Below are 25,544 nucleotides of genomic sequence, written 5' to 3' on the forward strand. Positions count from 1 at the left end.
ATTACTGCCTCAACAGATTCTCCGCTTTCCAGCAGCGTACCGAACGCCCATTCTCCAGCCTGCGCAGTGACTGCGGCTGTTCGCACCCGGCTGCCGCATAAGGACAACGATCGCGGAAATAGCAGCCAGCGGGAAGATGCCGGTTACCCGGCAGTTCGGTATTTTGTGGTGCGCCGTCCAGAGGCGCACCGATGCGCGGCACCGACTCCATCAACAGCTGCGTATAGGGATGCGCGGGCGTATCAAGCACCTCTCTGGCCTCCCCCACCTCCACCACCTGGCCGAGATACATCACGGCGACGCGGTCACTCATATGACGCACCACCGCAACATTATGGGAAATCAGGATATAAGTCAGATGCTGCTGCTTCTGCAGTTCCACCAGCAGGTTCAGGATCTGAGCCTGCACGGAAATATCCAGCGCCGACGTCGGCTCATCAAGGATCATAATTTCGGGTTGCGCTGACAGCGCGCGCGCAATGGCAATACGCTGCCGCTGCCCGCCAGAAAACGCGTGCGGCAGGCGATCCAGATACTCGGGCCGGATGCCCACCTGTACCGCCAGCTGTTCGGCAAGCTGACGACGCGCCTTCTCGCCAGGATGGGACTGTATCCAGACAGGTTCCGTTATCGTCCGCCACACCGGCAGTCGCGGATCCAGCGAGGAAAGCGGATCCTGAAACACCATCTGCATGCCCTGTCCTTTGCGCCTGTCCGCCGCGTTCCCCCATTTATACTGACCCGAGGTCGGTTTCAGCATATTGATCAGCAGACGCGCCAGCGTGCTTTTGCCGCAGCCGGATTCGCCCACAATGCCCAGCGTTTCGCCGCGTTCTACCGCCAGATCGATACCGTTTAACGCATGGACGCGCTCCGTTACCTTGCCGCGCCAGTTGGTGCGTGCCGGAAAATGAACATGAACGTCGGTCAGTTCAAGCAGTGGCTCAGACATGGGCCTTCTCCTGTTGCGGATACCAGCATGCGACCCTCTGCTCAGCTACGCCCGCAGGCCGCAACGGCGGCGCTTTAGCGCAGGCTTCACCGGCAGCGAAACAGCGTTCGCGGAAAACGCATCCGCCGGGCAGATTCGCCAGATTGGGCACCGTGCCCGGAATAGAAGGCAGCAGCGCCCGGCGTTCGCTCGCCTCTGGCGCGCAGTTGAGCAGCCCCAGGGTGTAGGGATGGTTTGGCCGGTGCAAGACGCTGTCGGTCGTGCCGCTTTCAATCACCGCGCCGGCATACATGACATACATGCGATCGCATACCTGCGATACCACGGCCATATCATGGCTGATAAACAGCACGGCGGTGCCGGTGGCGCGGGCTTTCTGCTTCAGCAGGCGCAGCACCTGGCGCTGTACCGTCACATCCAGCGCAGTGGTGGGTTCGTCGGCAATCAGCAGTTCCGGATCGCAGGAAAATGCCAGCGCGATCATCACCCGCTGGCGCATACCACCGGAAAGCTCAAAGGGATAACGTTCCAGCACACGCGCCGCATCAGCGATCTGCATATCACTCAGCAGTTCCAGCGCCCGTGCGCGCGCCTCTCTGGCAGAGAGCGGACGATGCTGCCGTATCACATCCATCATCTGTTTGCCGATGCGTCGTGTCGGGTTCAGCGCGGTCATCGGCTCCTGAAAAATCATCGCCACTTTACTGCCGCGCAGCTGGCGCATCCTCTTTTCGTCAGCGTTCAGCACCTCATTTCCCAGCAGCGTAACGCGTCCGCTGTGGATACGATAACTGCCCTGGGGGATCAGGCGCATGGCAAGCATCGCCATGACAGATTTGCCGGAGCCGGACTCTCCGACCACGCCCACAATCTCGCCGCTGTCGATGTGCAGGGAGATATCATTAAGCACCCTGACTTCACTCCGGAACAGCGGAAAACTCAGGCGCAGATTTTCAATGGTTAACACACGGTTTTTCATCCGTTACGCCCTCCGCTTTTCGGGTCCAGCAGATCCTGAATCCCGTCGCCAAACAGATTAAAGCCCACCGCCGTAATCAGGATCGCCGCGCCCGGAAAGGTACAGTACCACCAGTGATCAAGCACATAGTTGCGTCCGTTGGCGACCATCGCTCCCCATTCTGCCGTCGGCTGTTGTGCGCCAAGGCCGATAAAACCCAGCGTTGCCGCCATCAGAATGGCGCTGCCGATATCCAGCGAAGCCTGAACCACCAGCGGAGGCAGCGCGTTACGCAAAATATGCCAGCTGATAAGATGCCAGCGGGAGGCCCCAAAGGTGCGCGAGGCTTCAACAAAGCTGTGCTGACGCACAATCAGCGTCTGACCGCGAGCCAGCCGGACGTAGAAAGGGATGCGCACGATGGCGATCGCCAGCATGGCGTTAAACAGGCTGGGTCCGAGCGCGGCGGCCAGCGCCATGGTCAGCACCAGTGACGGAATAGAGAGCATAATATCCATCAGACGCATAATCAGCGCATCGCTGCGTCCGCCCAGCACGCCGGAAAGGCAGCCCAGCAGCGAGCCGATTGTGCCGGACAGAAACACCACCGCCAGCCCGGCCGCCACCGACTGCTGGCTGCCGATAATCACGCGGCTGAACAGATCGCGTCCCACCTCATCAGTGCCAAACCAGTGGGCAGCGGAGGGCGGCTGCAGTCTGGCAGTAAGATCGATGGCATTGGGATCCTGCGGCGCCAGCCAGGGTGAAAACAGCATCATGCCTATTATCAGCAGAATAATCGCTGCCCCGAGCAGAGTCAGCGGGCTCTTGCGCAGCAGCCAGAAACGGCGTTTCCAGGCCAGCGTAGCGGGCGTCGGGGGTGCTATCGCAGGCTGTGGCTGTGTCGTCATCATCTTATTTTTCTCCCCGACCCACGCGCGGGTCTATCCACAGATACAACAGGTCGACAACCAGGTTGACCAGCACATAAGCGAACGAAACCACAATCGCAAAGCCCATCACGGCCGGGAAATCGAGCGCCTGGATGGAGGCGACGACATAGGCGCCCATGCCGGGCCAGGCAAACACGGTTTCAGTGAGCACCGCGCCATACAGCAGATCGCCCAGTGCCAGACCTAACACGGTAACCGAGGGGATCAGGGCGTTGGGCAGCGCATAGCGCACAATAATGGTGAAGCGGGTCAGCCCGCTCGCCAGCGCAGTGCGGATGTAATCTTCACTCAGCTGCTCCAGCATGGCGGAACGGATCTGGCGGGCAACAATGCCGAGATGGACAAACGCCAGCGTCGCTGCAGGCAGAATCAGGTGCTGCACCGCATTGAAAAACAGATCCAGATCGCCGCTCAGCAGCGAATCAATCAGGAAAAAGCCAGTGACGCGGGCGGGGGGATCAAACCAGTCATCCAGCCTGCCGCTGCCGGGCAGCAGGTTCAGCTTGCCGTAAAACAGCACGATAACACCCAGCCCCAGCCAGAAGGCAGGCGTAGAGATGCCCGTCAGCGCCAGCAGTCGTACCAGATGATCAAGCCAGCGGTTACGGTACACGGCGGAAAGCACGCCCAGCGGTACGCCCACCAGCAAGGCGATAAGCAGCGCACAGCACGCCAGTTCCAGCGTGGCCGGAAAAAAGTTGCGCAGATCCTCCAGTACCGGACGGCCTGTGCGGATCGAGGTGCCCAGATCGCCATGAAACAGCGCGCTCAGGTAACGAATAAACTGTTGCCACAGCGGCAGATCGAGCCCCAGTTGCTGACGAATATGCTGCACGATCTCTTCACTGGCCCGGTCGCCAGCCAGCAGCAGTGCCGGATCGCCAGGGATCAGATGTGAGATAATAAAAGTGATAACACAGACGCCGGCGACCACTAACAGCAGTCCCCAGCAACGTTGTCTGATCAGGCTCCAGAAATTCATAAGAACGTCCTCTGCAGGGCCAGCGCTGGCCCTGCATTAACAGGCGTGAACCGATAGTTATTTATGCATCTCTGAAATATTGAAAATCTGCTCCAGCATCGGGTTAAAGATAAAGCCCTTAACCTCTTTATTCATCGCGACCTGATAGTTTTTCTGGTACAGGTAAACGTATGCGGCTTCATCAATCACGATTTTCTGCGCCGTCTGATAATCCCGCGTACGTTCGGCCTGATCGGTGGTGGAAACTGCTTTTTTCAGCAGCGTATCCACCTCGGGGTTACTGTAGAAAGAGCGGTTGCCTGGCAGCCCCTTTTTATCCGACTCAAACCAGTAGTTCATAAACATATAGGGATCCGCGAAATCGGGACTCCAGTTGCCGATCGCAATGTCATAATCCCCTTTGCCTACCCGTTCACGCATGGTGGCGTTAGCCAGTTTTTCCAGTTTGACGTTAATGCCCAGCGCCTGCAAATTGGCCTGCGTTGACAGGGCTACCGGCTCCCAGTTGGGATCGTTGTCGGAATAGAGGAACGAGAGAGTTTTGGGTTTATCCGCCACCTTATCCAGCGCCGCTTTGGCTTTATTCATATCCAGCGAATATTGCATCGCCTGCGCATCGTAGCCCCACATTCCTTCCGGAATCGGGCCGCGCATCTGTTTGCCGTTTCCGCCAAGAATGCCGTTCACCATGCCCTGATAATCAGTGGCCCAGGAGATGGCCTGGCGCAAGGCGGGCTGATTCAGCGGCGCTTTGCTGTTATTCAGATAGAGATAGGTCACGCGCAGCGCCGGATAATCCAGTACCCTAACGTTGTTTTCTTTTTTGAGTGCCGCAAACTGGTCGATGGGCAGGGAGTCGGCAATATCCAGATCGCCTTTGGTTAACTGCAGGCGACGTGCCGAGCTTTCACCAATAATTTTAACGGCAACCCGTTTAAACGCGGGTTTTGCGCCTTTGTAATGCGGGTTCGGCACCAGCACCAGCTGCTGTCCCTTTTGCCAGCGCTGCAGCATATAGGCGCCGGAGCCGGCGGTATTTGTGGCGAGATAGCCGCGCGCGTCGTCAGCCGCATGCTGCTTCAGCACCGTGGGGTTGATAATCGAAGCGCCATCGTTCGCCAGTGTAAACAGGAAAGGAGCAAACGACTCCCCCAGGGTGAAGCGCACGCTGTACGGTTCCACCACCTCGACCTTTAATCCGGAAGGAAACGCCTCGGAAGGTCCCTGTTTGATGCGCATCAGGCGTTCGAACGACAGTTTGACCGCCTCGGCATTGACGGCCGTCCCATCAGAGAAAACGGCATCCTGACGCAGCTTAAAGGTCCAGACTTTGCCATCTTCCGAGGCTTGCCAGCTTTCTGCCAGATCACCCTCCACATCCGTGGCCCCTTTGCCGTTCTCGGTTTTGTATTTCACCAGACGTTGATAGGCGGGATAGGTCACGGTCCAGTCATTGTTATCGATAGTCACCGCCGGATCCAGCGTCTGTGGATCGGCCGCTTTGCCAATCACCAGCATATCTTTCGGCACGGCGGAAAACGCAGGTGTTGCTGCCACCGCCATTGCCAGCGCAAGCAAAAGGGGGCGAAAAGGTGCAGATGCGGTAAATGTTATTTTCACGATGAGGCTCCATTAACAGGGACCGGGGAGAGACAGGGAAAAACATCATCAAGGAGCGGATAGCCAGCGGCATCCGGTAACTCGAAATGCCACCATTCGGTGGCAATGCCGCTAAAGCCACCGCCAGACATAATGGCGTTCAGCAGCAGGCGGTTGCGCTGGGCGGCCTGAGGCACCTCAGGATGATAGGGGTGCGACCGTACATTCATCTCATCAAAGCCGGTGCCCATATCCAGAATGGCGCCCTGCGCATCGATCAGCGTGACGTCAATCGCCGTGCCGCGGCTGTGGTTAGAGCCCAGCGCCAGCGGCACCACATAATCCTGATTGGGGCAGGCGTTCCATAACAGTTCCTGCGCTTTTTGTGGCCGGTAGGCATCCAGCACCAGCAGCGTCAATCCCGCCAGCCGGGCGATGTTGATACTTTTTTCCAGTGCCCGAGCCGCCTCGGGGTGCAGCAGGCAGCGCGCTTCACTATAAATAGGCTGACCGGTAATGTTATCTGCGCTGGCATACTTTAAATCGATACGCAGCTGCGGAAAGGTCGCAGCGAGATCAACCAGAGCGGTTTCCTGTTTCATGCTGATAATCCCTGTATAAATAACGTTTAACGTGAGCAAATGCTTGTAAGGGTGCAAAAAAGCCGGTGTCGGTTTTTCTTATCAGTCAACGGGCTCAGCGCGCACATATAGATATCCGACAGCAACAAACGCATTTTACGAGAGCAGGTTAACCAAGCACGATACGTGCCATATTCCTGACGGTTCCGGGTTGCTGTGGTGGCAGCAATTCCGGCGTATCAGGGGAAGCCAGAGGATGATTTACATCGGGACACGCGCAATAAAAGTGCGAGATTTCCGGTACATGCCTTACAGAAGTGCGACGCTGAACAAAGGCGTCTCCAGAAGATAGCGTAAAGAGAAAGCGAGAAATGAGAGCAGGAACAAGATATCAGGCACTGAACACTTGCTCATGCTCACAGACAGGGCAAAAAGAGGCCAGGGCTAACGCTTTTCGCCCCGGCTTAACGGCATCGCCAGTTCGCTGGCGGGATCGAACAGCGAGAGGCTCTCAATCTGATCGAGCATGATCACCTTGCGGAAGGCGAGCGCAGTCACCTCTTCCGAAGTGAGCGAGATATTGTGATCGTAATACCAGGCACTGTAGTTGTGCTCCACCTGCAGATCGAGCGTGTTTTCATCACGATAGCCGCTCAGCATGGGAATAATCACCACGTTGCTGGTGCCGCTGCCGTCAAAGCTGGCGGTCTGAATCATGCCGATATAGATACGCTGCGATTTCAGCGTTAACCACGCCAGCTCCCCCTGTTCCATACACTGATAGAGCAGACCCTCAATGCCATTCGCCCGCGTCAGGTATTTATACAGCTCACGCCGCTCCGCGCCGGCCAGTCGGGCGCTTTTGGCCCAGTTTGAGCGGTAGAGACAGATCAGCACGGTGAACAGCAGCATGGTCATCACCGGCGCCTGCACGCCGAGAAAACTGCCGGTCATAAAATCGATCTGATAATGGTGATACTCGCCCCCACTGGCCTGCAGTGCGTTCATGGTAGTGGATAACAACAGCAGCAGGCACCAGAGCAGCCCGGTAGCAATTACACCCTGCAGCACGAAAATACAGCCGTACAGCGCTACCAGAAAATAGACGTCCCAGCCGAAGGTGCGCTTATATTTCAGACGTGTAGAAAGGTCACGGCTGGCATACCAGTAACCGCATACCATCAGCACCATAAAGATGGCCGTTGCCATGCTATTTACCCCTCAGAGTAGCGACGTGACGGGCAAAATCTTCCTGCACTTCCGGATGGCGAATGTTAACGATGGCATTACCATCTTCATCGATAATTACCCGCTCATCGTCGTCCAGCGCATCCTGAATATCGCTGCGACTGATAATGCTCATAAATCGTTCCGGGGCGGCAAACAACGAACAGATTAAATTTTTCATAGAAAACCTCCTGTCTGTAGTCTGGACGAGAGTCAAAGATTTTGGGACAGAAACGCCATTAACGCCGCTTTTCCCCGCCTTTTTCTGCCGCAGCGTTCCCCCCTGCCCACAGCCGCCTGCCTGCAACCGGGGCGGGTTTACGCCGGGCATCAGCCAGTCTCAGGGTAAAGATAGCGCCCTTCTTTCCGCCGATTCACTTTCGGAATTGGACTACGCTTAATTCATTCTCGTTCATAAATTCGCGACATAATTTAAGGCAAGGAAATATCATGAGAAAATTCGTTCCTGCCCTGCTGGCTCTCTCGCTGGCGGCGTTCTCTGCCCATGCGGCGACGCCAAAAGATACGCTGGTGATCGCCCAGTCGATGGATGATGCGGACAGTTTCGATCCGGCGAAAGGCTTTGAGCTGACCACCATGCAGGCCTTCACCAATATCTATCAGCGCCTGGTGCAATCCGACCCGCAGAATCCGATCGATCTGAAGCCAACGCTGGCCAGCGCCTGGACGGCAGGCAGCGATAACCGCAGCCTGACCTTTACCTTACGGAGTGACGCGAAGTTCGCCTCCGGCAATCCGCTGCGTCCGGAAGATGTGATTTTCTCGCTGGCGCGCGTGGTGAAACTGAATCTTGATCCCTCATTTATCCTGACCCAGCTGGGCTGGAATAAAGATAACGTCGACAGCTTTCTGAAAAAAGTCGATGAGAATCATGTTCAGATTAGCTGGAACGCTAACCTCAGCCCCACCTTTGTGCTCAGCCTGCTCTCCGCGCCGGTCTCCTCGATTGTGGATGAAAAAACCGTGATGGCAAACGCGCAAAAAGATGATCTGGGCAGCCAGTGGCTGGCCACACATTCGGCGGGCAGCGGCCCTTACCAGATTCGTAAGGTGATACTGCACGAGGTGCTGCTGCTGACCGCAAATCCCGCTTCGCCGGGCGGCGCGCCGACGCTGAAAAACATTCTGATCAAGAATGTGCCGGACCCTGCTGCCCGCCGTCTGCTGCTGGAACAGGGGGATGCCGATATTGCCCGCAACCTCGGTGCCGATCAGATTGCCGCGTTGCAGGGTAAAGCCGGGGTAAAGACCGCCGCGATTCCCATGGCTTCGCTCTATTACATCCAGTTCAATATCGACGCCAACCCGGTACTGAAAAATCCGGCGCTGTGGCAAGCGGCACGCTACTTATTTGATTATCAGGGCATTGCCCACGACCTGCTGAAAGGTCAGTTCGATGTGCATCAGACATTTCTGCCGAAGGGCTTCCCCGGCGCGCTGGATGAAACCCCTTATCAGTACGATCCGGAAAAGGCCAAAGCGATTCTGCAACAGGCGGGTCTGACAAACGTCAGCTTTACCCTCTCGACCAGCAACCAGCCACCCTATCTTGATATTGCGCAGGCTCTGCAGGCGAGCTTTGCCCGCGGCGGGGTGAAAGTGGAACTGCAGCCGGGACTCAGTTCAGAAGTCTCCGCCAGCGTGAAGGCACACAAATATCAGGCGCACCTGAACGCCTGGGGCGCGGACTATTTCGATCCCAATACCAACGCCTCTACCTTTGCCTGGAACCCGGAAGATGGCAGCACCACCCTGGCGTGGCGCTCTAACTGGCATACACCGGAGCTGAATAAACAAGTGCTGGCGGCCACCGCAGAAAGCGATAACCAGAAACGCATGGCGATGTATGAAGAGCTCCAGCGTGAAGTGCTGAAAAACTCGCCCTACGTCATTGGCCTGCAGGCGCGTAACCTGATCGCACTGCGCGATAACCTGCAGGGTTATGTCCAGGGCATCAATCCGGACATGGTTTATTACGCTCAGGTCAGCAAAGAATGACGGACTCCACCTCTGAGGCCCGGGTTCGCCGGCCGATCTGGCGGCGCGCCGGACGGCTGGGTACCACCCTGCTTTCTCTGCTGATCACGTTGCTCGGCCTGCTGGCGTTTACCTTTATGCTGTCTCAACTGTCGCCGGTGGATCCGGTCCAGCAGATCGCCGGGGATCACGCCAGCGCCGCTACCTATGCCCAGGTGCGCCATGATCTCGGCCTCGATCAGCCGGTACTGATGCAGTTCTGGCACTATCTCGAGCATCTGGCGCGCGGCGATCTGGGCGTTTCGCGCCTGACCAACCAGGCGGTCAGCGGCGATTTGCTGCGTACCTTCCCTGCCACTCTTGAACTGGCGACCTGCGCGATGCTGTTTGCCGTGCTCTTTGGCGTCCCGCTGGCGCTGCTGGCGGCCTGGAAGCCGGGCAGCCTGGTGGATAACCTGGTGCGCCTGATCTCCCTGCTGGGCTATTCGGTGCCGGTGTTCTGGCTCGGCCTGCTTGGCCTGCTGCTGTTTTATGCGGTGCTGCACTGGTCAGCCGGACCGGGGCGGCTGGATGATATCTGGGTCTATACGCTGGAGCCGAAAACGGGCTTTGTGCTGATCGACAGCTGGCTGTCCGGGGAGCCGGAAATGCTGCGCAACGCCATTGCTCACCTCTGGTTGCCAGTGGTGATCCTGGGGCTGCTGGCCATGGCGGGCATTACGCGCCTGCTGCGCGCGGCGCTGCTGGAAGAGAGCAGCAAAGAATACGTTATTCTGGCGCGGGCCAAAGGCGCAAGCCGCGGGCGCATTCTGCTGCGCCATATCTTTCCCAACGTGCTGGGTACGTTGATCACCGTCATCGCCCTTTCCTACGCGACGCTGCTGGAGGGATCGGTGCTGACCGAAACCGTATTTGCCTGGCCGGGCGTGGGACGCTACATGACCAATGCCCTGTTCTCCGCCGACGTCCCCGCCATTCTCGGCGCCACGTTGCTGATTGGCAGCTGCTTTATTCTGTTGAATGCCATAGCGGATGCCTTAACCTGGTTAACCGATCCGAGAACCCGATGACGCAACAACTCTCTGAACTGGAAAGCGTGCGACCACGGCGACGCCGCCGTCGCGTCACCTCGCTGGTCACTGGCCTGACGCTGGTGACGATCCTGATGGCTATGGCGCTGTTTGCCCCGTGGCTGGCGCCTTACGATCCCAACGCGCAAACCATGGCGAGCCGTTTGCTGCCGCCCTCGGCACTGCACTGGTTCGGCACTGACGGCTTTGGCCGTGATCTGCTGTCGCGCGTGATTTATGGCGCGCGCCCGACGCTGCTGCTGGTATCGCTGATCCTGCTGCTGACGATTCCGGTGGGGCTGCTGGTGGGCATTGCGGCCGGTTATCTGGGGGGCTGGATCGAGCGGCTGCTGATGCGCGTCACCGATATTTTTCTCTCGCTGCCCAGCCTGGTGATTGCGCTGGCGCTGGTAGCGATACTCGGCCCGGGTCTGCTGAACGGAGCGCTGGCCCTGGCGCTGACCAGCTGGCCGCCCTTTGCCCGCCAGGCACGGGCAGAGACGCTGGCGCTGCGGCGCAGTGATTATCTGGCGGCGGCGCGTATGCAGGGCATTACCGGCCTGCGCCTGATGTTTGGCCATATTCTGCCCCTCTGCCTGCCCACGGCGGTGGTGCGCGCGGCGCTGAGCCTCGGCGGTATTATTCTCTCTGCCGCCGGGCTGGGTTTTCTCGGCATGGGGATTCAGCCGCCGACCGCCGAATGGGGCTCCATGGTGGCTGAAGGCAGTAAGGTGATTTTTGACCAGTGGTGGGTGGCGGCGGCTCCCGGCGGCGCGATTCTGTTCGCCAGCCTGGCTTTTAACCTGACAGGCGACGGCCTGCGTGATCGACTGGATACCCGCCATGCAAACTAACCCGTTACTTGTTGCCGAGGGGCTGAGCATTCGCAGCGACAGTGCGCTGCTGGTGGATAACATAAGCTTTTCGGTTGACCGCCAGCGTGTGGCGCTGGTGGGAGAATCCGGCTCCGGCAAATCCCTTACCGCCCGCGCGCTGATGGGCTTGCTGGCCCCTGCGCTACACCTGCAGGCGCAACGCCTGCAGGTGGCTGGTGCCGATGCGCTGACCATGTCGGAGGCGGCCTGGAGTCAGCTGCGCGGCAATCGTATTGCCATGGTGATGCAGGATCCCAAATATGCCCTTAACCCGGCCCGCACTATTGGCTGGCAGGTGGAGGAGCCGCTGTTGTTACACCACAAGCTGAGCCGCGCCGAACGCCGGGAAAAGGTCTGTGAGATGCTGAACGCCGTGGGTCTGCCACATCCGCAGCAGCTGATGCAGCACTACCCTCATCAGCTCTCCGGCGGGATGGGACAGCGGGTGATGCTGGCGATCGCCTTGATCGCCGATCCCGATGTGCTTATTGCCGATGAGCCGACTTCCGCCCTTGATCACGCCATGCGCGATCAGGTGCTGGCGCTGATCCGTCATCTGGTGGAAGTGCGCAACATGGGGCTGTTGCTGATCAGTCACGATCTGCAGCAGGTGGCGGAGCATTGCGAGCAGGTGCTGGTGATGTATAAAGGCCGTCTGCTCGACAGGCTGCCTGCCGCCGCGCTGTCGCAGGCGACCCATCCCTATACCCGCACCCTGTGGGCCTGCCGCCCCGGTAAGGCCACCCGGGGCCAGCCGTTGCCGGTACTGGATCGGGCTGCGCTGGAGGCTGACCGTGATTGAATTAAGCCACCTCAGCGTCGCCCATAAGCAGGGGTACGAACTGCGCACCGTGGTCCATGACGTTTCGCTATCGGTCCGTGCCGGTGAGTGCTTTGGCCTGGTGGGCCCTTCCGGCTGCGGCAAGTCATCGCTACTCTGGGTGCTGGCTGGCCTGAATCCCCACTGGCAGGGCAGCATGACGCTGGCGGGCACGCCGGTTGTCGCCGGCAAGCCCTTCACCGGCGCGCTACGGCGCGATGTGCAGATGGTGTTTCAGGATCCCTTCGCTTCGCTGCATCCGCGCCACCGGGTGCGCCGCACGCTGGCGGAACCGCTGAAGTTACTGAAGCAGCCGCAGATCGACCCGCATATTGATGAGGCGTTTCGCCATGTCGGGCTGGATCCCGCGCTGGCGGATCGTTATCCCCACCAGCTTTCCGGCGGTCAGCGCCAGCGCGCGGCGATTGTGCGGGCGCTGCTGCTGCAGCCAAAGATCCTGTTGCTGGATGAGCCGACCTCCGCCCTTGATATGTCAGTTCAGGCGGAGATCCTCAACTTGCTAAACGATCTGAAACGGGAAGACGGATTAACGATGGTACTGGTAAGTCACGACGCCGACGTTATCGATCATATGTGCGATCGCGCGGCACGCATGGATCAGGGACGCATTGTCGGGCGGACAGAGGCTTAATGCGCCATGGTCTGTAGCGTCTCACTGCGGATCGATTCGGTGATTTCCGCCTTCAGCGCCATAAACTCCGGCGAGGTTTTAATGGTGTAATCACGCGCCAGATTAAAGTTGACCGGTACCTCCTGCTTGATGCGCCCTGGCCGGGCGCTGAAAATCGCCACCTTGTTAGCCATAAAAATCGCTTCATCAATGTCATGGGTAACGAACAGCACGGTTTTACGCGACTGTTCCCATACCGCCAGCAGCAACTCCTGCATCATAACCCGCGTCTGGTTATCGAGCGCGCCGAAAGGCTCATCCATCAGCAGCACTTTGGGATCGTTCGCCAGCGCGCGGGCGATGGCGGTACGTTGCTGCATGCCGCCGGAGAGCTGGCGCGGGTAGTGCTGCTTAAAACCATCCAGCCCTACCTGATGGATGTAATAGTCGCTGCGCGCTTTCTGCCGGGCGGCGCTGAGGCCGCGCTCGCGCAGGCCGAAACGGATGTTCTCCTCTACCGTCAGCCAGGGAAACAGCGTATAGCTCTGAAACACCATGCCGCGATCGGCTCCTGGTCCCTCTACCGCTACGCCGTCCAGCCACACTTCGCCGCGTGTAGGCGTATCCAGCCCGGCGATAATGCGTAGCAGCGTCGATTTGCCGCAGCCGGAGGGGCCCAGAATAGTAATAAAGTCATTCTCCTCCACCTGATAATGAATCGGCTGCAGCGCCTGCGTCTGCTCGCCTCCCGGCCCGATAAATACCCGCTCCACGCCGCGCACATTCAGCTTGCTCTGCTTCATCACAGGTTACTCCATGCAAACAGCCGCCGGTTGGCGACCTTGAACAGATAGTCGGAAATCAGGCCGATGACACCGATCACAATAATGCCGAAAATGATTTGCCCGGTATTCAGCAGCGCCTGGCTGTCCACGATCATATGACCAATGCCGCTTTCCGAGCCGATCAGTTCCGCCACGATGACATAGGTCCAGGCCCAGCCGAGCACCAGACGCAGCAGCTCGGCAATGCCCGGTGCCGCGCCCGGAATCAACACACGCCACACGATGGAACGGTTATTGCAGCCGAGCGTAAAGGCCGCCTCCACCAGATCGCGCCGCGCGCTGCTGACTGTCACCGCCACCATCAGGACGATTTGGAAAAAAGAGCCGATAAAGATCACCAGTATCTTCTGCATTTCACCAATGCCCGCCCAGAGAATCAACAGCGGGACAAAGGCGGAAGCGGGAAGATAGCGGCAAAAGGAGACAAAAGGTTCGAGAAACGCCTCCCAGATCTTGTAGGCCCCCATCATAATGCCCAGCGGCACGCCGATAAGAGCCGCCAGCAGGAAGCCGGACAGCACGCGCATCACCGTCATGCCGATATCGGTGGCAAAGTCATAGTCGCGGAAAAGCGCAACGCCCTCTTTCATCATGGTCAGGGGATCGGCCAGAAACGTGGGCGACACCATGCCGCCCAGCGTCACCAGCGCCCAGAGCGCAAAAAACAGCACAAAGAAGGCGACGCCAAGACCAATGCGTAAGCCGACGGAGATCCCTTTCAGCGGCACCATCAGGGGGTTCTGCCAGCGTACCGGCGCCTCCGGCAGCGCTGCCGGAGGGGATGCTGGCTGGCGTTTACTCATCTCCATTCTCGCTCCTTATTGCACAAAACTGGCGTCATACAGGCTTTTGATATCCGGCATGGTGCGGATAACACCGGCTGCGATTAATACTTTGCCAGCCTCTTCGCTGAAGGTTTCAATCTCACCGCTGAAGAATTTTTTATTCTCTTCCCGGCCCTGCCAGCGCAGGTAGCTGGCGGATTCGGCAAAGGCCTTACCGCTCGATTTCACCGCCGCCCCCATGATTTCGTAAGCCTCATCCGGCTGCTGACGAATCATATCCAGCGCATCAAAATAGCTCTCTACCAGCGCCTTCGCCGCCTGCGGATTGGCGTCGAGGAAGGCGGGAGTGCAACCCAGCGTATCCATCACCATCGGATAATCGAGCGTGGTGGCGATAATTTTTCCCGCCTGCGGCTGGTTACGGATGGTGGAGAGGTAGGGCTCATAGCTCATGGCGGCATCATTGCGTCCGGCGGTAAAGGCATGAGCGGCGGCCTGCGGCGAGAGGGTCGCCAGCCTGACATCCTTCATCGTCATGCCGTTTTTCCCGAGCATCCAGGCAAGCGCGAAATAAGGCGAAGTGCCGGGTGCATCCACCCCGATGGTTTTTCCTTTGAGATCTTTAATGCTGGTGATATTGGCCCGCACCGCCAGACCATCAGCACCGTAGGATTTGTCCAGCTGCACGATTTGTCTGCCTGCGACGCCAGCGGCGCTCCAGGAGAGCCAGGTTTCTACTGTGGTCGCGGCACATTGCACGCTCCCGGAAGCGATTGCCAGATGGCGACTGCTCTGCGGGATCATTTTGACATCCACATCCAGACCATGTTTTTTAAAAATGCCCGCCTTATCCGCCAGGGTCAGGGGGGCAAAACCGGTCCAGCCGGAGATGCCGATGGCGAGCTTCGTCTCCGCCGCCTGGACAGTACAGGCCGCGCTCAGCGCCGCCACCATGGTCAACACACCAGCCATTTGCTTGATTCGCTGCTTACCCATCTTTTACTCCTGCCAGAAGGTGAGAAAAAACATCTCGGTTGTATAGGCTTATCTATACAAGCTAAGCAATGGCTGTGCCAGATGTGCGGATAAAAGGTGTGACGCTACGCAAGCGAACCCGGCCCGCCTCTCCTGCACTAACAGCGAGCATTGCAAACGGGCAATTCGCCAGACTGGTGCATCAGGGGCGCATTATGCTAAAAGCCTGATTGACGATACGTTGCGGTAAAAGGAGTAATGATGACGGTAAAACTGCGTCCGCTGGAGCGCGAGGATCTGCACTTTGTACATCAGCTGGATAATAACGCCAGCGTTATGCGCTACTGGTTTGAAGAACCTTATGAGGCCTTTGTCGAGCTTTCCGACCTGTATAACAAACATATTCACGACCAGAGCGAGCGGCGCTTCGTGGTAGAGCATAATGGCCAGAAAGCGGGGCTGGTGGAACTGGTCGAGATCAATCATGTACATCGTCGCGCCGAGTTTCAGATCATTATCGATCCGGCGCATCAGGGAAAAGGACTGGCGAGTCAGGCGGCCAAGCTGGCGATGGAGTATGGCTTTTCGGTGCTGAATCTCTACAAACTCTACCTGATCGTCGATCAGGAAAACGAGAAAGCGATCCACATCTACAGCAAGCTGGGCTTTGAGATCGAGGGTGTACTAAAGCACGAATTCTTTATCAACGGCGAATATCGCAACACCATCCGCATGTGCATTTTCCAGCATCAGTACCTGGAGAAATACAAAACGGTAGGCGGCATGGTAAAACCCACCGCCCAGTAGCTGGCAGAAAAGATAGACCGCTCGACCCGTATCGATCAGCCGCCGCGTGCGCCTACCGGGTTAAGGTGCGGTTTCGGATGCGCCGGTTCGATGTTATACATGCCGCCATAGAAAGGGTCGACCAGCAGCCAGCCGGGAAAACCGCCGAGCGGAATATTACCCAGCAGATACCAGAGGTTGGCTTTTTCTTCCAGTGGCAGCGTGACCGGCACGTACCCCGGGCTCTCCAGCATCACCTGATACTGTTTTTTGCCAAAATAGCGACCGGTGGATTTACGCAGCTCGACCGTTTGCGGCGTATAGCCTTCCGCCACGGCCCGGCCGTTCTCATCCTGCACGGTAAAACGCGCCCCTGGCGGCAGGGAGTCGATGCGCACCGCCTGGCTTTCGCTGCCAACAATAGTGGCGCAGCCGCTGAGCATCATCATGGCCATCAGGGCCAGTACAGGCTTTTTCATCGAAGGATCCGCGTAAGGGTCAGAGCGGGTAGTCTAAACTGCCTGCCCGTCCTTTTCATCCGCCTTAATCGCGCTATGATCGCCGCTTTTCACCGCCTTATTGCGGTTGACAAGAGTCAGGTGGCGCTGCGCACGGGATGAGTGCCCCAGCGTCTGGCGTGAGAGGAAAAACAGGTGATGACGCAAAAGATGGGGCCCCGCAACAAACGGGGCGGACAAAACTAACCAAACAGGCTGTGCAGATAGCGCTCGAGCGCAATGCGCGAGCTGAAGCCGTGGGGAATACCGTAGTGTTCCTGTGAATCCCCCGCCAGATAAAGAGGAAACTGCGTGTAGTGATCGCAGGTTTTCATCTCTGACGCGGGTTCCGCAAAATGCAGGCTTTTCTCTTTCAGCGTCGGGTGGATCACCAGCGCTGTACGCCCCAGACGTGCCTCACGGTTGACGTAGACATAATTCTCCCCACGACGATAGCCGTAGGTTTTCGGCGTAATGGCATCCATTTCGAAACCCGCATTTTCCAGTACGCGTGCTACCTCATCCGGTCGTAAATACATGCTCGATCCTCTCAGTCTTCTAAAGCCCCGCAACCTTACAACAGCGCGCTGGCTGGCACATTCGGAATTTTCCTCAAAGCCCCGGCAGCCGCCGCGTTTCGGTTTGCCTTAACTACACTAAGTATTACGTTTAAAAATAAAAGGAAGCGAAAAATGTTTAATCGAGCGCACAAAAACGATGACATTGATCTGCAACATGATGTTAATGAACTGACAGATTCGCTGGAAGCCCTGCTGAAAACCCTCGCCAGCGGTGCGCAGGATGAGAGCCAAAAGGCGCGGGCCAATGCCGGAAAGCTGTTACAGCAGACAAAATCGAGACTGCCGGGCAATTCGCTGGCGCGCGATGCCAGCATAAAAGTGGGCGCTTACGTGAAAGAAAAACCCTGGCAGGTGGCCGGTATCGGTGCTGCAGTCGGCATTGTGCTGGGTGCTCTGCTGATTTCGCGTCGCTAACTCTCCCGCCGCTGTCAGGCCTCGTGCTCAACGGGGTTTTTTATCACTTTTTGCACTAACCCTCCCCTTACCTGCTGCTTTTTCCATCTTTACAAAACTCCCTGATCTCCGCCAGGGCTGATGAACCGTGCGCTGGCGCGAGACTGGTGATTTTATCAGCTGAAATCCCTATATCTTGTGCGCTTGAATTCCAGAAATACCACATCTAGTATTTACCTCATCAACACTACACATAATGTGGGCAGGCGCAGCGCCAGGAATTTCAGGGCAATGCTGCATAACGGACAATCTTGCCGCACCACCAAAGGTAAATACGAATCATGCGCATTATTATTTACACCAAAGATAACTGTGTCCAGTGTAACGCCACGAAAAACGCCATGGACCGTCACGGCATCGCCTATCAGCTGATTAATCTGGATAGCGAACCGGAGGCTATCGATCATCTGAAAGCGCTGGGCTATCGCCAGGTGCCGGTGGTCATGGCGGAGGATGAGCACTGGAGCGGATTCCGTCCCGATAAGATTGCCAGCCTGCGCCAGCTGGCGGCGGGAGGATAAGCGATGTTTCCGCTGGTCTATTTCTCCAGCCAGTCGGAAAACACCCACCGGTTTATTACCCGTCTGGGTCTGCCTGCGCAGCGTATCCCGCTGGATAGCGCGCAGCGCCTGCAGGTGACGCAGCCCTATATCCTGGTGACACCCAGTTATGGTGGCGGCGGACCGCAGGGAGCGGTGCCCCGACAGGTGATCCAGTTCCTGAATGATGAAAACAACAGACGCGGTATTCGCGGCGTGATTGCCGCCGGTAACCGTAACTTTGGCGCGGGCTTTTGCCTCGCCGGCGAGATTATTGCGCAAAAATGTCAGGTTCCTTATCTCTACCGCTTTGAACTGATGGGAACCGCGGACGATATCGCTAACGTAAAAGCGGGAGTAACCCAATTTTGGCAACAACAGACACCCTGAACAGCGCGACGCTCGACTACCATGCCCTGAACGCCATGCTGAATCTGTATGACGCCAGCGGGCGCATCCAGTTTGAAAAAGATCATGAAGCGACGCGCCAGTTTTTCCTGCAGCACGTCCAGCCCAACAGCGTGGTGTTCGCGTCAACGGCCGAGCGTCTGCGCACGCTGGTGGCCGACGGCTATTACGAAGCACAGGTGCTGAATCAATACCCTTTCCCGTTTCTGTGCGCTCTGCACGATGAAGCGGAAGCTTTCGGTTTTCGCTTCCAGACTTTTCTCGGCGCATGGAAATTTTACACCAGCTATACGCTGAAAACCTTTGACGGTAAGCGTTATCTGGAGAGTTTTGAACAGCGCGCCTGCATGGTGGCGCTAACGCTGGCGCAGGGCGACCAGGCGCTGGCGCGCGCCCTGCTGCAGGAGATCCTCAGCGGTCGTTTCCAGCCGGCGACCCCCACCTTCCTTAACTGCGGCAAGCAGCAGCGCGGCGAGCTGGTCTCCTGCTTCCTGCTGCGTATTGAAGACAATATGGAGTCGATTGGACGCGCCGTGAACTCCGCTCTGCAGCTCTCTAAACGCGGCGGCGGCGTGGCTTTTCTGCTCTCTAACCTGCGTGAAGCGGGCGCGCCGATCAAGCGTATCGAAAACCAGTCTTCCGGCGTGATACCGGTGATGAAGATGCTGGAAGATGCCTTTTCCTACGCCAATCAACTTGGCGCGCGTCAGGGCGCGGGCGCGGTCTGGCTGCATGCGCACCATCCCGATATTCTGCGCTTCCTGGATACCAAACGGGAAAATGCGGACGAGAAGATTCGCATTAAAACTCTCTCGCTCGGCGTGGTGATCCCGGACATCACTTTCCAGCTGGCGAAAGAGAACCGGCCGATGGCGCTCTTTTCGCCTTACGACGTGGAACGCATTTACGGTCAGGCGTTTGCTGATATCAGCATCAGTGAAAAATATGAAGAGATGCTGGCTGACGATCGCATCCGTAAGACCTTTATTCAGCCGCGTGATTTCTTCCAGACGCTGGCGGAGATCCAGTTTGAATCGGGTTATCCCTACATCATGTATGAGGACAGCGTTAACCGCAGTAACCCGATTACGGGGCGTATTAATATGAGCAACCTCTGCTCTGAGATCCTGCAGGTGAACAGCGCCAGCGCCTATCATGCCGATCTCAGCTATCGCCATGTGGGCAAAGATATCTCCTGTAATCTTGGTTCCCTGAACATCGCCCATGCGATGGACTCGCGGAATCTGGCGCAAACGGTAGAGGTGGCGGTGCGCGCCCTGACTGCGGTTTCTGATATGAGTCAGATCGACTCAGTGCCGTCGGTGGCTGAAGGCAATCGCCGCTCCCACGCCATTGGTCTCGGCCAGATGAACCTGCACGGCTATCTGGCGCGCGAAGGAATTCCCTATGGCTCGCCCGAAGCGCTCGATTTCACGAATCTCTATTTTTATTGCGTCACTTATCATGCGCTGCGCACCTCAAACCTGATTGCGCAGGAGCGCCAGCAGCGCTTTGACGGCTTTGCACAGTCACAGTACGCCAGCGGCGACTATTTCACGAAGTACATTGATCGCATCTGGCAACCGCGTACCGCGCGGGTGGCGCAGTTGTTTGCCGAAGCGGGCATTACTCTGCCCGACCAGGCGGCGTGGCGTCAGCTGCGCACTGATGTGATGGCGCACGGGCTGTATAATCAGAACCTGCAGGCGATTCCGCCGACCGGATCCATCTCTTATATCAACCATGCGACCTCCAGCATCCATCCGATCGTGTCGCGTATTGAGATCCGAAAAGAGGGCAAAACCGGACGCGTTTACTACCCCGCCCCCTTTATGACCAACGACAACCTTGAGCTGTATCAGGATGCGTATCAGATTGGCCCGGAAGCGATTATCGATACCTATGCCGAAGCGACACAGCACGTCGATCAGGGATTGTCGCTGACCCTGTTCTTCCGTGATGACGTCACGACCCGTGACATCAATAAAGCGCAAATTTACGCCTGGAAGAAAGGGATCAAAACCCTCTATTACATCCGCCTGCGCCAGATGGCGTTGCAGGGAACTGAAGTGCAGGGCTGCGTTTCCTGCGCCCTCTGACCACCAGGTGAAAAGAATGATGCCGTTAAAACAGATTCAAGCGATTAACTGGAACCGCATTCAGGATGAAAAAGATCTGGAAGTGTGGAACCGCCTGACCACCAATTTCTGGCTGCCGGAAAAGGTGCCGCTTTCTAACGATCTGCCCGCGTGGCAGACGCTGGACAGCCAGCAGCAGCAACTGACGATCCGCGTATTTACCGGCTTAACGCTGCTCGATACCATACAAAACGTGGTGGGCGCACCGGGTCTGATGAGTGATGCGCAAACGCCACATGAAGAGGCGGTGTTGTCGAACATCAGCTTTATGGAGGCAGTGCATGCCCGTTCTTACAGTTCTATCTTCTCAACGCTCTGTAACAGCAGCGACGTGGATGCGGCTTACCGCTGGAGCGAAGAGAACGCGGCGCTGCAGCATAAAGCGCATCTGATTCTGACCCACTATCACGACGGCGACCCGCTGAAGAAAAAGATCGCCAGCGTGTTCCTGGAGTCTTTCCTGTTCTATTCCGGCTTCTGGCTGCCAATGTACTGGTCAAGCCGCGGCAAACTCACCAATACGGCAGATCTGATCCGCCTGATTATTCGTGATGAAGCGGTCCACGGCTACTATATCGGTTACAAGTATCAGAAAGCCCTGCAAAAGGTGGATGCCGCGCGGCGTGAATCACTGCAGCAGTTCGCTTACGATCTGCTGCTGGCGCTGTATGACAATGAAGTGGCTTACACGGAAGCGCTGTATGGTGAAGTAGGCTGGGCGGAAGAGGTAAAAACCTTCCTGCACTATAACGCCAACAAGGCGCTGATGAACCTCGGTTATGAAGCGCTGTTCCCGGCGGAGCTGACGGCAGTTAACCCGGCCATTCTCGCCGCCCTGTCACCCAATGCGGATGAGAACCACGACTTTTTCTCCGGTTCCGGCTCATCCTATGTGATGGGAAAAGCGGTAGAAACCCAGGACGAAGACTGGGATTTTTAATTTACTTAACGCGGATCTGTTCAGGTCCGCTATTTTTATTATCCGCTCTCCTTTCTTCCGCCTGTTTCCCGCCCTCTCGCTGTCGCATTTTCAGACTTATTTGCCGCTACAGGCGTTTTTTTCACCCTGAAATCGGACTTATTCCAGCTGATTTTTCCCGCATCCGGCGGGAAAGCGGCAAAATTCTGCCCACCGCAACAGGAAAATTTATTCCCGCGCATCCCTTGTGATTACTGGAAATTTTCGCCCTGCACCGCAGGGCACACCCGGCAAATAGGGGTGTCAAGGGTTGTCAGATAATCTCAGTGTGTTACGGTATAGGCCGCTTAATTCTAACCGGAGCGACAAATAAATATAAAGTCATTCTCTTTTTTAACCAGGATTTAATTACTGCATGGCAATTAAACTCGAAGTAAAGAATTTATATAAGATATTTGGGGACAATCCGGACCGCGCATTTAAATATATTGAGCGCGGCGACAGCAAAGAGGCAATACTCAAGAAAACCGGCCTCTCGGTCGGGGTGAAAGATGCCAGTCTGGCCATTGAAGAAGGCGAGATCTTCGTCATCATGGGATTATCCGGCTCAGGAAAATCGACCATGGTTCGCCTTCTCAATCGTCTGATAGAGCCGACGCGCGGCCAGGTTATTATCGATGGCGTGGATATTGCGAAAATATCCGAAAGCCAGCTGCGTGAAGTGCGGCGAAATAAGATTAGCATGGTATTCCAGTCATTTGCGCTGATGCCGCATATGACGGTATTAAATAATACAGCGTTTGGCATGGAATTAGCTGGCGTACCGTTACAGGAGCGTCAGGAAAAAGCGCTGGATGCCCTGCGTCAGGTTGGTCTGGAAAATTACGCGCACGCTTATCCGGATGAACTTTCTGGCGGCATGCGTCAGCGTGTCGGACTGGCACGCGCCCTGGCGATTAATCCCGATATTCTGCTGATGGACGAAGCCTTTTCTGCTCTCGATCCCCTTATTCGCACCGAAATGCAGGATGAGCTGGTAAAACTCCAGGCAAAACATCAGCGCACCATTGTTTTTATTTCCCACGATCTCGATGAAGCGATGCGTATTGGCGACCGTATTGCCATTATGCAGGGCGGCGAAGTGGTTCAGGTCGGCACCCCGGATGAAATCTTAAATCATCCTGCGAATGACTATGTGCGTACCTTCTTTCGCGGTGTGGATATCAGTCACGTTTTCAGCGCGAAAGATATTGCCCGACGCAGCGCTGGCGCGCTAATCCGTAAAGCGCCCGGCTTCGGTCCCCGCTCAGCCATCAAGCTGCTGCAGGATGAAGATCGCGAATTCGGCTACGTACTGGAAAAACAGAAGTTTGTTGGCGTGGTCTCTAACGATTCGCTCAACGCGGCGCTGGCCGCCGGCGAAGGGCTCGACAGCGCACTGCTCGCCGCCCCTGCCGCCGTCACAGCGGATACCTCTCTTAACGACCTTCTGTCTCATGTGGCGCAAGCGCCCTGTGCAGTGCCAGTCGTCGGCGAAGAGAATCAGTACATTGGTATCATTTCAAAGAGCATGTTATTACGCGCTTTAGACCGCGAGGGGGGCAGCAATGAGTAAAGAAACCACGAATCCATGGGATGCGGCTTCCACGCCAGCGCCCTCCACCGCCACAGAGCCGACAACCAGTACCAGCAGCGATCCCTGGTCGGGCGCGGGCACGACCGACAGCAGCAGCGCCGATGCCTGGGGCAGCACAGGTGCCTCTTCAGGCCAGGATGCCGCCGCCAGCAGCAGCGACTGGCTCAACAGCGCGCCCGCCCCGCAGGCAGAGCATTTTGATCTGCTGGACCCGTTCCACAAAACGCTGATCCCTCTTGATCAGTGGGTCACCCAGGGGATCGACTGGGTAGTCACCCACTTCCGTCCGCTGTTCCAGGGAATACGCGTACCGGTAGATTATATTCTCAGCGCCTTCCAGCACCTGCTGCTGGGGATGCCTGCGCCGGTGGCGATTCTGCTGTTCGCGCTGATCGCCTGGCAGCTCTCCAGCTTCGGCATGGGCGTTGCGACCCTGGTTTCGCTGGTGCTGATCGGCGCAATTGGCGCCTGGTCACAGGCGATGGTCACCCTGGCGCTGGTGCTGACCGCCCTGCTGTTCTGCATCGTTATTGGCTTGCCGCTGGGGATCTGGCTGGCGCGCAGTGAACGCGCCGCCCGGGTGATCCGCCCGCTGCTGGACGCCATGCAGACCACGCCAGCGTTTGTTTACCTGGTGCCGATCGTCATGCTGTTTGGTATCGGCAACGTACCTGGAGTAGTGGTCACCATTATCTTTGCCCTGCCGCCCATTGTGCGTCTCACCATACTGGGAATTAAGCAGGTACCTGCCGATCTGATCGAGGCCAGCGAATCTTTTGGTGCCAGCTCGCGTCAGATGCTGTTCAAAGTGCAGCTGCCGCTGGCGATGCCCACCATTATGGCGGGCGTGAACCAGACGCTGATGCTGGCGCTGTCGATGGTGGTGATCGCCTCGATGATCGCGGTTGGCGGCCTTGGCCAGATGGTGCTGCGCGGTATTGGCCGTCTCGATATGGGACTGGCTACCGTCGGCGGCGCCGGCATTGTGATCCTCGCCATTATCCTTGACCGCCTGACCCAGTCAGTGGGTCGCGACAGCCGCAGCCGTGGCAATCGTCGCTGGTACAGTACTGGCCCGCTGGGCCTGCTGTTCCGCCCTTTCAGCAAGAAGTAACTTTTCGGGCGGCCATGCCGCCCGCTCTCCCGCCGCAACAGTAAAAATAAGGAACGACTATGCGCAAGACAGCCCTTTTTGCCGCCTTAACGACGCTTATCGTCACGCAAGTTTCCGCCGCTGACCTGCCTGGTAAAGGCATCACGGTAAAACCAATACAGAGCACCATTTCTGAAGAGACCTTCCAGACTCTGGTGGTCAGCCGCGCGCTGGAAAAGCTGGGTTACACCGTAGAGAAGCCGAGCGAAGTCGATTATAACGTTGGTTACACCACTATCGCCGCAGGTGATGCCACCTTTACTGCCGTAAACTGGGTGCCGCTGCATGAAGATATATATCAGGCTGCCGGTGGCGACGCAAAACTTTATCGCAAAGGTGAATTTGTGACCGGCGCGGCCCAGGGGTATCTGATCGATAAAAAAACGGCCGATCAGTATCACATCACCAATATCGCCCAGCTGAAAGAGGCCAAAATCGCGCAGCTGTTCGATACCAACAATGATGGCAAAGCCGATCTCACCGGCTGTACGCCGGGCTGGGGCTGCGAAGCGGTCATCAATCATCAGATAAAGGCGTTTGGCCTGAGCGATACCGTCGAGCACAATCAGGGCAACTACGCAGCGATGGTGGCCGATACGATTGCCCGTTACAAACAGGGCAAGCCGATCCTCTACTACACCTGGACCCCTTACTGGCTCAGCGACGTGCTTAAGCCAGGCAAAGATGTGGTCTGGCTGCAGGTGCCTTTCTCCTCCCTGCCGGGCAAGCAAAAAGATGTCGACACCAAACTGCCTGGCGGCGCCAACTACGGCTTCCCGGTAAACACCATGCACATCGTGGCAAATAAAATCTGGGCAGAGAAAAATCCGGCAGCTGCGAAACTCTTTGCTGAGATGAAGATGCCGATTAACGACATCAACGCTCAGAACGCGCGTATGCATGCGGGCGAAGCTTCAGAAGCGGATATCGACCGTCACGTTGATGGCTGGATCAAGGCGCATCAGGCCCAGTTTGATAAATGGGTGAACGACGCGCTGGCCGCTGCGAAGTAATTTTCTCCTTCTCTGTCGACAAGGGGCGCCCGTAGCGCCCTTTTTTATTGCTGAACTTGCCGCATGGTGTTAAATGACGGTTAACTGGTATGGCCTGTTACTTAACGCAGTAACGAAATAGTTTTTTGGGTTATTATTACCCGATTATGATTATCCGCAATTGTGCGCTT

The 25,544-nt window shown here is 57.1% G+C and carries 27 protein-coding genes; 14 read left to right on the plus strand and 13 right to left on the minus strand.

The window, feature by feature from the left end; all coding sequences use genetic code 11:
• Window position 1 precedes the first annotated feature (1 nt).
• The 8 genes from E0E17_RS02385 to E0E17_RS02420 all read right to left on the minus strand — a co-directional run bounded on the left by E0E17_RS02385 (window position 2) and on the right by E0E17_RS02420 (window position 7,433).
• Window positions 2–952 carry an oligopeptide/dipeptide ABC transporter ATP-binding protein gene (locus E0E17_RS02385; RefSeq protein WP_130831175.1) on the minus strand — a complete coding sequence of 317 codons (951 nt, stop codon included), beginning with the start codon at window positions 950–952 and terminating at the stop codon, window positions 2–4.
• Complete coding sequence (locus tag E0E17_RS02390; RefSeq protein ID WP_130831177.1) at window positions 945–1,931, minus strand: ABC transporter ATP-binding protein; 987 nt, start codon at window positions 1,929–1,931, stop codon at window positions 945–947. Before E0E17_RS02390 ends, E0E17_RS02385 begins: the two co-directional genes overlap by 8 nt.
• A complete protein-coding gene (gene ddpC / locus E0E17_RS02395; protein ID WP_130831179.1) occupies window positions 1,928–2,824 on the minus strand; it encodes a D,D-dipeptide ABC transporter permease in 897 nt (298 codons plus the stop codon). Before ddpC ends, E0E17_RS02390 begins: the two co-directional genes overlap by 4 nt.
• Window position 2,825: 1 nt before the next feature.
• Window positions 2,826–3,845, minus strand: a complete 1,020-nt coding sequence (locus tag E0E17_RS02400; RefSeq protein WP_130831181.1) for an ABC transporter permease — start codon at window positions 3,843–3,845, stop codon at window positions 2,826–2,828.
• A gap of 57 nt (window positions 3,846–3,902) precedes the next feature.
• Window positions 3,903–5,408, minus strand: a complete 1,506-nt coding sequence (locus tag E0E17_RS02405; RefSeq protein WP_165446251.1) for an ABC transporter substrate-binding protein — start codon at window positions 5,406–5,408, stop codon at window positions 3,903–3,905.
• Window positions 5,409–5,461: 53 nt separating this feature from the next.
• Window positions 5,462–6,046 carry a D-alanyl-D-alanine dipeptidase gene (ddpX, locus tag E0E17_RS02410; protein ID WP_130831185.1) on the minus strand — a complete coding sequence of 195 codons (585 nt, stop codon included), beginning with the start codon at window positions 6,044–6,046 and terminating at the stop codon, window positions 5,462–5,464.
• Window positions 6,047–6,469: 423 nt separating this feature from the next.
• Window positions 6,470–7,234 carry a hypothetical protein gene (locus E0E17_RS02415; protein ID WP_130831187.1) on the minus strand — a complete coding sequence of 255 codons (765 nt, stop codon included), beginning with the start codon at window positions 7,232–7,234 and terminating at the stop codon, window positions 6,470–6,472.
• Window position 7,235: 1 nt separating this feature from the next.
• Window positions 7,236–7,433 carry a hypothetical protein gene (locus E0E17_RS02420; protein WP_130831189.1) on the minus strand — a complete coding sequence of 66 codons (198 nt, stop codon included), beginning with the start codon at window positions 7,431–7,433 and terminating at the stop codon, window positions 7,236–7,238.
• A gap of 269 nt (window positions 7,434–7,702) precedes the next feature.
• Between E0E17_RS02420 and E0E17_RS02425 the strand changes: the two genes are divergently transcribed.
• Genes E0E17_RS02425 through E0E17_RS02445 form a run of 5 tightly spaced genes read left to right on the plus strand, consistent with a single transcriptional unit; the run spans window position 7,703 to window position 12,667 of the window.
• Window positions 7,703–9,271, plus strand: a complete 1,569-nt coding sequence (locus E0E17_RS02425; RefSeq protein WP_130831191.1) for an ABC transporter substrate-binding protein — start codon at window positions 7,703–7,705, stop codon at window positions 9,269–9,271.
• Window positions 9,268–10,320 (plus strand): ABC transporter permease, encoded by a 1,053-nt coding sequence (locus E0E17_RS02430; protein WP_130831193.1) that lies wholly within the window; start codon window positions 9,268–9,270, stop codon window positions 10,318–10,320. The genes E0E17_RS02425 and E0E17_RS02430 overlap by 4 nt, the downstream gene beginning before the upstream one ends.
• Window positions 10,317–11,174, plus strand: a complete 858-nt coding sequence (locus tag E0E17_RS02435) for an ABC transporter permease (RefSeq protein WP_130831195.1) — start codon at window positions 10,317–10,319, stop codon at window positions 11,172–11,174. Before E0E17_RS02430 ends, E0E17_RS02435 begins: the two co-directional genes overlap by 4 nt.
• Complete coding sequence (locus tag E0E17_RS02440) at window positions 11,164–11,997, plus strand: ABC transporter ATP-binding protein (RefSeq protein ID WP_130831197.1); 834 nt, start codon at window positions 11,164–11,166, stop codon at window positions 11,995–11,997. The genes E0E17_RS02435 and E0E17_RS02440 overlap by 11 nt, the downstream gene beginning before the upstream one ends.
• On the plus strand, window positions 11,990–12,667 hold the full coding sequence (locus E0E17_RS02445) for an ABC transporter ATP-binding protein (RefSeq protein ID WP_130831199.1): 678 nt from the start codon (window positions 11,990–11,992) through the stop codon (window positions 12,665–12,667). The genes E0E17_RS02440 and E0E17_RS02445 overlap by 8 nt, the downstream gene beginning before the upstream one ends.
• Here the strand turns inward: E0E17_RS02445 and E0E17_RS02450 are convergent.
• Genes E0E17_RS02450 through E0E17_RS02460 form a run of 3 tightly spaced genes read right to left on the minus strand, consistent with a single transcriptional unit; the run spans window position 12,664 to window position 15,248 of the window.
• On the minus strand, window positions 12,664–13,449 hold the full coding sequence (locus tag E0E17_RS02450; RefSeq protein ID WP_130835438.1) for an ABC transporter ATP-binding protein: 786 nt from the start codon (window positions 13,447–13,449) through the stop codon (window positions 12,664–12,666). The two genes, E0E17_RS02445 and E0E17_RS02450, sit on opposite strands and share 4 nt — an antisense overlap.
• On the minus strand, window positions 13,449–14,294 hold the full coding sequence (locus E0E17_RS02455) for an ABC transporter permease (RefSeq protein WP_237680811.1): 846 nt from the start codon (window positions 14,292–14,294) through the stop codon (window positions 13,449–13,451). The genes E0E17_RS02450 and E0E17_RS02455 overlap by 1 nt, the downstream gene beginning before the upstream one ends.
• 15 nt (window positions 14,295–14,309) lie before the next feature.
• Window positions 14,310–15,248 carry an ABC transporter substrate-binding protein gene (locus E0E17_RS02460; RefSeq protein ID WP_237680812.1) on the minus strand — a complete coding sequence of 313 codons (939 nt, stop codon included), beginning with the start codon at window positions 15,246–15,248 and terminating at the stop codon, window positions 14,310–14,312.
• A gap of 264 nt (window positions 15,249–15,512) precedes the next feature.
• Between E0E17_RS02460 and speG the strand changes: the two genes are divergently transcribed.
• Window positions 15,513–16,058: a spermidine N1-acetyltransferase gene (gene speG / locus E0E17_RS02465; RefSeq protein ID WP_130835440.1), complete on the plus strand. Its 546-nt coding sequence runs from the start codon at window positions 15,513–15,515 to the stop codon at window positions 16,056–16,058.
• A 35-nt stretch (window positions 16,059–16,093) separates the two neighbouring features.
• Here the strand turns inward: speG and E0E17_RS02470 are convergent, their stop codons facing one another.
• Both E0E17_RS02470 and E0E17_RS02475 read right to left on the minus strand, forming a co-directional pair.
• Window positions 16,094–16,516, minus strand: coding sequence for a putative periplasmic lipoprotein (locus tag E0E17_RS02470; RefSeq protein ID WP_130831203.1), 423 nt, complete (start codon window positions 16,514–16,516; stop codon window positions 16,094–16,096).
• A gap of 221 nt (window positions 16,517–16,737) precedes the next feature.
• Window positions 16,738–17,073: a DUF2002 family protein gene (locus E0E17_RS02475; protein WP_130831205.1), complete on the minus strand. Its 336-nt coding sequence runs from the start codon at window positions 17,071–17,073 to the stop codon at window positions 16,738–16,740.
• A 153-nt stretch (window positions 17,074–17,226) separates the two neighbouring features.
• Here E0E17_RS02475 and E0E17_RS02480 point away from each other — a divergent pair, with 153 nt between their 5' ends.
• The 8 genes from E0E17_RS02480 (at window position 17,227) to proX (ending at window position 25,374) form a co-directional block, all read left to right on the plus strand.
• Window positions 17,227–17,529 (plus strand): DUF883 family protein, encoded by a 303-nt coding sequence (locus tag E0E17_RS02480; RefSeq protein ID WP_130831207.1) that lies wholly within the window; start codon window positions 17,227–17,229, stop codon window positions 17,527–17,529.
• Window positions 17,530–17,849: 320 nt separating this feature from the next.
• On the plus strand, window positions 17,850–18,089 hold the full coding sequence (locus tag E0E17_RS02485) for a redoxin NrdH (RefSeq protein WP_130831209.1): 240 nt from the start codon (window positions 17,850–17,852) through the stop codon (window positions 18,087–18,089).
• Window positions 18,090–18,092: 3 nt separating this feature from the next.
• Entirely contained in the window at window positions 18,093–18,497 is a 405-nt protein-coding gene (nrdI, locus tag E0E17_RS02490; protein WP_130831211.1) for a class Ib ribonucleoside-diphosphate reductase assembly flavoprotein NrdI, read from the plus strand.
• Complete coding sequence (nrdE, locus tag E0E17_RS02495) at window positions 18,476–20,614, plus strand: class 1b ribonucleoside-diphosphate reductase subunit alpha (protein ID WP_130831213.1); 2,139 nt, start codon at window positions 18,476–18,478, stop codon at window positions 20,612–20,614. The genes nrdI and nrdE overlap by 22 nt, the downstream gene beginning before the upstream one ends.
• A 19-nt stretch (window positions 20,615–20,633) precedes the next feature.
• Entirely contained in the window at window positions 20,634–21,593 is a 960-nt protein-coding gene (gene nrdF, locus E0E17_RS02500; protein ID WP_130835441.1) for a class 1b ribonucleoside-diphosphate reductase subunit beta, read from the plus strand.
• Between the two features lie 394 nt (window positions 21,594–21,987).
• A complete protein-coding gene (proV, locus tag E0E17_RS02505; RefSeq protein WP_130831215.1) occupies window positions 21,988–23,187 on the plus strand; it encodes a glycine betaine/L-proline ABC transporter ATP-binding protein ProV in 1,200 nt (399 codons plus the stop codon).
• On the plus strand, window positions 23,180–24,322 hold the full coding sequence (proW, locus tag E0E17_RS02510) for a glycine betaine/L-proline ABC transporter permease ProW (RefSeq protein ID WP_130831217.1): 1,143 nt from the start codon (window positions 23,180–23,182) through the stop codon (window positions 24,320–24,322). Before proV ends, proW begins: the two co-directional genes overlap by 8 nt.
• Before the next feature lie 59 nt (window positions 24,323–24,381).
• Window positions 24,382–25,374 carry a glycine betaine/L-proline ABC transporter substrate-binding protein ProX gene (gene proX / locus E0E17_RS02515; protein WP_130831219.1) on the plus strand — a complete coding sequence of 331 codons (993 nt, stop codon included), beginning with the start codon at window positions 24,382–24,384 and terminating at the stop codon, window positions 25,372–25,374.
• The last annotated feature ends 170 nt before the right edge of the window (window positions 25,375–25,544 follow it).

The organism is [Erwinia] mediterraneensis (genome assembly GCF_900604315.1).
GTDB lineage: Bacteria > Pseudomonadota > Gammaproteobacteria > Enterobacterales > Enterobacteriaceae > Pantoea > Pantoea mediterraneensis_A.

What these genes read in the sequence shown, in the direction of transcription:
- E0E17_RS02385 (WP_130831175.1), bottom strand. Translation starts at nt 952, where the DNA reads ATGTCTGAGCCACTGCTTGAACTGACCGACGTTCATGTTCATTTTCCG.
- E0E17_RS02390 (WP_130831177.1), bottom strand. Translation starts at nt 1,931, where the DNA reads ATGAAAAACCGTGTGTTAACCATTGAAAATCTGCGCCTGAGTTTTCCG.
- ddpC (WP_130831179.1), bottom strand. Translation starts at nt 2,824, where the DNA reads ATGATGACGACACAGCCACAGCCTGCGATAGCACCCCCGACGCCCGCT.
- E0E17_RS02400 (WP_130831181.1), bottom strand. Translation starts at nt 3,845, where the DNA reads ATGAATTTCTGGAGCCTGATCAGACAACGTTGCTGGGGACTGCTGTTA.
- E0E17_RS02405 (WP_165446251.1), bottom strand. Translation starts at nt 5,408, where the DNA reads ATGGCGGTGGCAGCAACACCTGCGTTTTCCGCCGTGCCGAAAGATATG.
- ddpX (WP_130831185.1), bottom strand. Translation starts at nt 6,046, where the DNA reads ATGAAACAGGAAACCGCTCTGGTTGATCTCGCTGCGACCTTTCCGCAG.
- E0E17_RS02415 (WP_130831187.1), bottom strand. Translation starts at nt 7,234, where the DNA reads ATGGCAACGGCCATCTTTATGGTGCTGATGGTATGCGGTTACTGGTAT.
- E0E17_RS02420 (WP_130831189.1), bottom strand. Translation starts at nt 7,433, where the DNA reads ATGAAAAATTTAATCTGTTCGTTGTTTGCCGCCCCGGAACGATTTATG.
- E0E17_RS02425 (WP_130831191.1), top strand. Translation starts at nt 7,703, where the DNA reads ATGAGAAAATTCGTTCCTGCCCTGCTGGCTCTCTCGCTGGCGGCGTTC.
- E0E17_RS02430 (WP_130831193.1), top strand. Translation starts at nt 9,268, where the DNA reads ATGACGGACTCCACCTCTGAGGCCCGGGTTCGCCGGCCGATCTGGCGG.
- E0E17_RS02435 (WP_130831195.1), top strand. Translation starts at nt 10,317, where the DNA reads ATGACGCAACAACTCTCTGAACTGGAAAGCGTGCGACCACGGCGACGC.
- E0E17_RS02440 (WP_130831197.1), top strand. Translation starts at nt 11,164, where the DNA reads ATGCAAACTAACCCGTTACTTGTTGCCGAGGGGCTGAGCATTCGCAGC.
- E0E17_RS02450 (WP_130835438.1), bottom strand. Translation starts at nt 13,449, where the DNA reads ATGAAGCAGAGCAAGCTGAATGTGCGCGGCGTGGAGCGGGTATTTATC.
- E0E17_RS02455 (WP_237680811.1), bottom strand. Translation starts at nt 14,294, where the DNA reads ATGAGTAAACGCCAGCCAGCATCCCCTCCGGCAGCGCTGCCGGAGGCG.
- E0E17_RS02460 (WP_237680812.1), bottom strand. Translation starts at nt 15,248, where the DNA reads ATGGCTGGTGTGTTGACCATGGTGGCGGCGCTGAGCGCGGCCTGTACT.
- speG (WP_130835440.1), top strand. Translation starts at nt 15,513, where the DNA reads ATGACGGTAAAACTGCGTCCGCTGGAGCGCGAGGATCTGCACTTTGTA.
- E0E17_RS02470 (WP_130831203.1), bottom strand. Translation starts at nt 16,516, where the DNA reads ATGAAAAAGCCTGTACTGGCCCTGATGGCCATGATGATGCTCAGCGGC.
- E0E17_RS02475 (WP_130831205.1), bottom strand. Translation starts at nt 17,073, where the DNA reads ATGTATTTACGACCGGATGAGGTAGCACGCGTACTGGAAAATGCGGGT.
- E0E17_RS02480 (WP_130831207.1), top strand. Translation starts at nt 17,227, where the DNA reads ATGTTTAATCGAGCGCACAAAAACGATGACATTGATCTGCAACATGAT.
- E0E17_RS02485 (WP_130831209.1), top strand. Translation starts at nt 17,850, where the DNA reads ATGCGCATTATTATTTACACCAAAGATAACTGTGTCCAGTGTAACGCC.
- nrdI (WP_130831211.1), top strand. Translation starts at nt 18,093, where the DNA reads ATGTTTCCGCTGGTCTATTTCTCCAGCCAGTCGGAAAACACCCACCGG.
- nrdF (WP_130835441.1), top strand. Translation starts at nt 20,634, where the DNA reads ATGCCGTTAAAACAGATTCAAGCGATTAACTGGAACCGCATTCAGGAT.
- proV (WP_130831215.1), top strand. Translation starts at nt 21,988, where the DNA reads ATGGCAATTAAACTCGAAGTAAAGAATTTATATAAGATATTTGGGGAC.
- proW (WP_130831217.1), top strand. Translation starts at nt 23,180, where the DNA reads ATGAGTAAAGAAACCACGAATCCATGGGATGCGGCTTCCACGCCAGCG.
- proX (WP_130831219.1), top strand. Translation starts at nt 24,382, where the DNA reads ATGCGCAAGACAGCCCTTTTTGCCGCCTTAACGACGCTTATCGTCACG.